Source organism: Cryobacterium sp. MLB-32, assembly GCF_000738085.1.
Lineage (GTDB): Bacteria > Actinomycetota > Actinomycetes > Actinomycetales > Microbacteriaceae > Cryobacterium.
Genome location: NZ_JPRS01000285.1, coordinates 1 through 3,470 on the forward strand (window position 1 = coordinate 1; position 3,470 = coordinate 3,470).

At 63.7% G+C, this 3,470-nt stretch carries 3 protein-coding genes, 1 tRNA gene and 1 pseudogene; 3 read left to right on the forward strand and 2 right to left on the reverse strand.

What is annotated here, in order from left to right:
• Positions 1-508: 508 nt before the first annotated feature.
• Positions 509-940: a Flp pilus assembly complex ATPase component TadA gene (locus tag JF66_RS17630; protein WP_035880073.1), complete on the reverse strand. Its 432-nt coding sequence runs from the start codon at positions 938-940 to the stop codon at positions 509-511.
• A 121-nt stretch (positions 941-1,061) separates the two neighbouring features.
• Complete coding sequence (locus JF66_RS17635) at positions 1,062-1,886, reverse strand: 3-hydroxybutyrate dehydrogenase (protein WP_051973716.1); 825 nt, start codon at positions 1,884-1,886, stop codon at positions 1,062-1,064.
• Positions 1,887-2,176: 290 nt separating this feature from the next.
• Between JF66_RS17635 and JF66_RS17640 the strand changes: the two genes are divergently transcribed.
• The 3 genes and pseudogenes from JF66_RS17640 to JF66_RS24550 all read left to right on the forward strand — a co-directional run.
• On the forward strand, positions 2,177-3,112 hold the full coding sequence (locus JF66_RS17640; RefSeq protein ID WP_051973717.1) for a LysR family transcriptional regulator: 936 nt from the start codon (positions 2,177-2,179) through the stop codon (positions 3,110-3,112).
• A 21-nt stretch (positions 3,113-3,133) separates the two neighbouring features.
• A tRNA-Leu gene (locus JF66_RS17645) sits at positions 3,134-3,218 on the forward strand.
• Between the two features lie 139 nt (positions 3,219-3,357).
• Positions 3,358-3,470: pseudogene (locus JF66_RS24550) on the forward strand (DedA family protein); the annotation flags it as partial.

Here is a 3,470-nt window from a genome sequence, read left to right on the forward strand (position 1 = left end):
GTCCTTCTTCTCGCTAGCTGCGGCGGCACTTCGACAGTCATTCAATTCACCCCGCCCCGGTACCTGTGCTCTCGCCTCATATCCCTAGGGATACGAGACGCCTCATCGGCTAGACCTGTTCATTCCCCAGATCCGCAAGATTTTGCGATGCCCCAAGTCTTGTAACTACGTCGCACAACCATTAGCTCCCATCTCGGTACCCAACGTTAGTTATGTGACAGGTCGAGAGTGCCGTGATAGAGCTGATCGGATGCGCCCGAGTATCTAAGCGCCAGCAATGCCCGCGCTACTTTTATGGCAGGGCACGCGCCCTAGGACTGATGCCAGGCCAGACCGCCGGTGAGACAGAGACGAGCGACGGTTCTAGGACTGCGGCCGGGCGAACTCGCCGCTAAACATCGGCGGACTGTCCGGACTAGATGGCAGAAGTCCGAACTAGCGTGTCACGTGACACTGACAGCCGCTGACTAAAATCGCCTCCCCATTCGTGTGGATAACTAGGGCGTGGCTAGATAACAGGTGGCAGGGACGCGTCAACGAACGGGCTCGAAAGGTCAACGCGACGACCGGATGCCTGCAGCATGCGTTCGACCAGGTCGCGGACTTCCCGCTCGGTGAGCAGCATGGTCGTGAGCTCCGGCACACCATCCCTCGCGACGAACACACGGGCCGGTCCGTTGATCCAGATTTCCTCGATGCCGGGATCGTCGAGAAAGGGCTGAAGGGCGCCGAAACCGGTGAGCGAGGCGACGACCTCCCGCGCCGTCTGGTGCTCGTCGGGGAGCAACGGAAGCGAGCCGCCGAGCGCCCGCTCGCTGTAGCGCCTCACCTCGTCACGCACGTACTGCTCGGCGAGCACAGTGTCGGCGGAAAGATCAGCGCCGTCTCGGCGCACCCGCAAACGTACCTGTTCAGTGATTAATCGCACGGCCTCAGTCATGGCTGCATGATGCCCTGATCCGGCAGGTCCCGTCGGAGTTATCCACAGGGGAGTGTGGGCCGACGACGACGGCCCGATCGGTCTGGCGTCCGATCGGGCCGTCCTGGAACGCTGGTCGCCGCTAGCGCGCTGACCAGCCGCCGTCCATCGTGTAGCTCGACCCCGTGACCATGGATGCGTGGTCCGACGCCAGCCAGGCCACGAGCGAACCGACTTCCGCCGGCTCCACGAGGCGCTTGATCGCGGCCTCGGTCAGCATGATCTTGCTCAGCACCTCGGATTCGGGGATTCCGTGCGCCAGTGCCTGATCCGCGATCTGTTTCTCGACCAGGGGCGTCCGAACATAGCCGGGGCTCACACAATTGCTGGTCACGCCGTGTTCGCCGCCCTCGAGTGCCGTGACCTTCGACAGCCCTTCAAGCCCGTGCTTGGCCGACACGTAGGCGGCTTTAAAGGGGGACGCGCGCAGCCCGTGGACTGACGACACGTTGATAATGCGACCGAAATTTCGCTCATACATCTGCGGTAGCGCCGCACGAATCAGCAGGAACGGAGCCTCAAGCATCAGGGCGAGGATGCGGCGAAAATCCCCCGGATCAAAGTCCTCAATCGGATTGATCCGCTGGATTCCGGCGTTGTTCACGAGAATGTCCACCCCGTCCATCGCGGCCGCGAGACCCTGCTGCTCGAGTTCCTGGGTGTTGAGGAGGTTGACGGCCCAGCTCGAACCCTCCACCTCCTCGGCGAGCGCGGCTGCCCCGTGCGAATCCACGTCCGCCACGATCACGTGCGCGCCTTGCTCGGCGAGGGCGCGGGCCACGGCGGCCCCGATTCCACTCGCTCCCCCGGTGACCAGGGCGCGTTTGCCGACAAGGGGCCTGTCGAGCACCTTCTGCCGAGGCTCCGAGAGGTGCGCCGTGTGTGAAGTCTGCACTGTGCTGGTCATGATGTGTCCTTCGAGTGGGGTGTCGCGGCCTTAGTTCGGTGTCAGCGTTGGTGTCGGTGTCGGTGTCGGTGCCGGCTCAAGGCCGTGCTTGCGGGCGTCGACGGCGTCTGGTTGACACTCATGTCTGTCTCCTTCAGTGTCGTCTCTGACACTCTCTGGACTAGCGATTGGCTCGTGCTCGGTGAAGTGGTGGCGACCCCCGCGGGGACGGATGCCTCCACTGAGTATTCCTGCACGGCCACCGTGCAACAAGAACCACTTCGACACACACTGTGTGCATAATTGCAGATATGACCTTTCCTGCTGGCTCTTCTTCCGCGTGGGCGCCGAACGCCGACGATTTGCTGGTGCTCCTCGCGGTGGCCCGCACGGGACGCTTCACGCTCGCCGCCGAGAGCCTCGGGCTCAACCACACGACAGTCTCGCGCCGCATCGCCGCGCTCGAGAAGGCCTTGGACGGTCGGGTGCTCTCCAAGACCCCCGGCGGATGGGAGGTGACGGACCTGGGCAGTCGTGCGGTGGAGGCTGCCGAAAACGTGGAATCGGCCGTCGCTCTGCTGCGCGGACCTCCCGGAGCGAAGCCTCAGCTCTCCGGTATCGTCAGAATGTCGGCGACGGACGGCTTCAGCGCGTACATCGCCGCGCCCGCGATCGCCGCCCTGCAGCGTGCCAACCCGCTCTTGCGGGTCGAGATCGTCACGGTGACTCGACGGGCACTGCAACACCGCTCAGGACTGGACATTGAGGTCGTCGTCGGGGAGCCCCAGGTGCACCGGGCCGAGGCCGTCAGACTTGGGTATTACATGCTGGGAATGTACGCTTCCCGCGACTATCTGGCTGAGCATGGGTCCCCGAGGAACAGGATCGAGCTGTGCACTCATCCCCTCGTGTACTTCGTCGATTCCATGCTCCAGGTCGACGACCTCGACGCACCGCGGCGCCTCGCGCCCGCGATGCGTGATTCCATCAGCTCCACGAACGTGTTCGTTCATGTGGAGGCGACACGGGCCGGGGCAGGCATCGGCTTCCTGCCGTGTTTCATGGGCGACCAACACCCCGATCTCGTGCGGCTGCTCCCGAGCGAGTTTCAGGAACAGCTTCCCTACTGGATGGTGCTGCGGCCCGATTCCCTGCGGCAGCCGGCCGTTGCCGCCGTGGTCGCCGCGCTACGAGCTCAGACAGCGGCGTACGGGCGCGCGCTGATGGGGCAGCCCACCGTGCAATGAAAGTAGACTGTAAACGCACTCGCGGGAGTGGTGGAATTGGTAGACACGCAGGATTTAGGATCCTGTGCTTTCGAGCGTGGGGGTTCAAGTCCCCTCTCCCGCACCAGATATATCGCAGGCCGGTCCCCGCCGTATCCCCCCGGGATCGGGGGTTCACCACACGGTGATTTTTCGGCTAAAAGCGGTATTCTGTGCCACAGCATCCGGTGTTATCCGGCCCCCGCCTCCTGGAGCAATCACCCGTGATTCATACCGCCCTGATTCCCTGGCTCGACCCGACTCAGATCATCAATTCGGCCGGGCCGTGGGCATTGCTGGTCGTGTGCGCAATCGTGTTCGCCGAGACCGGCCTGCTGGT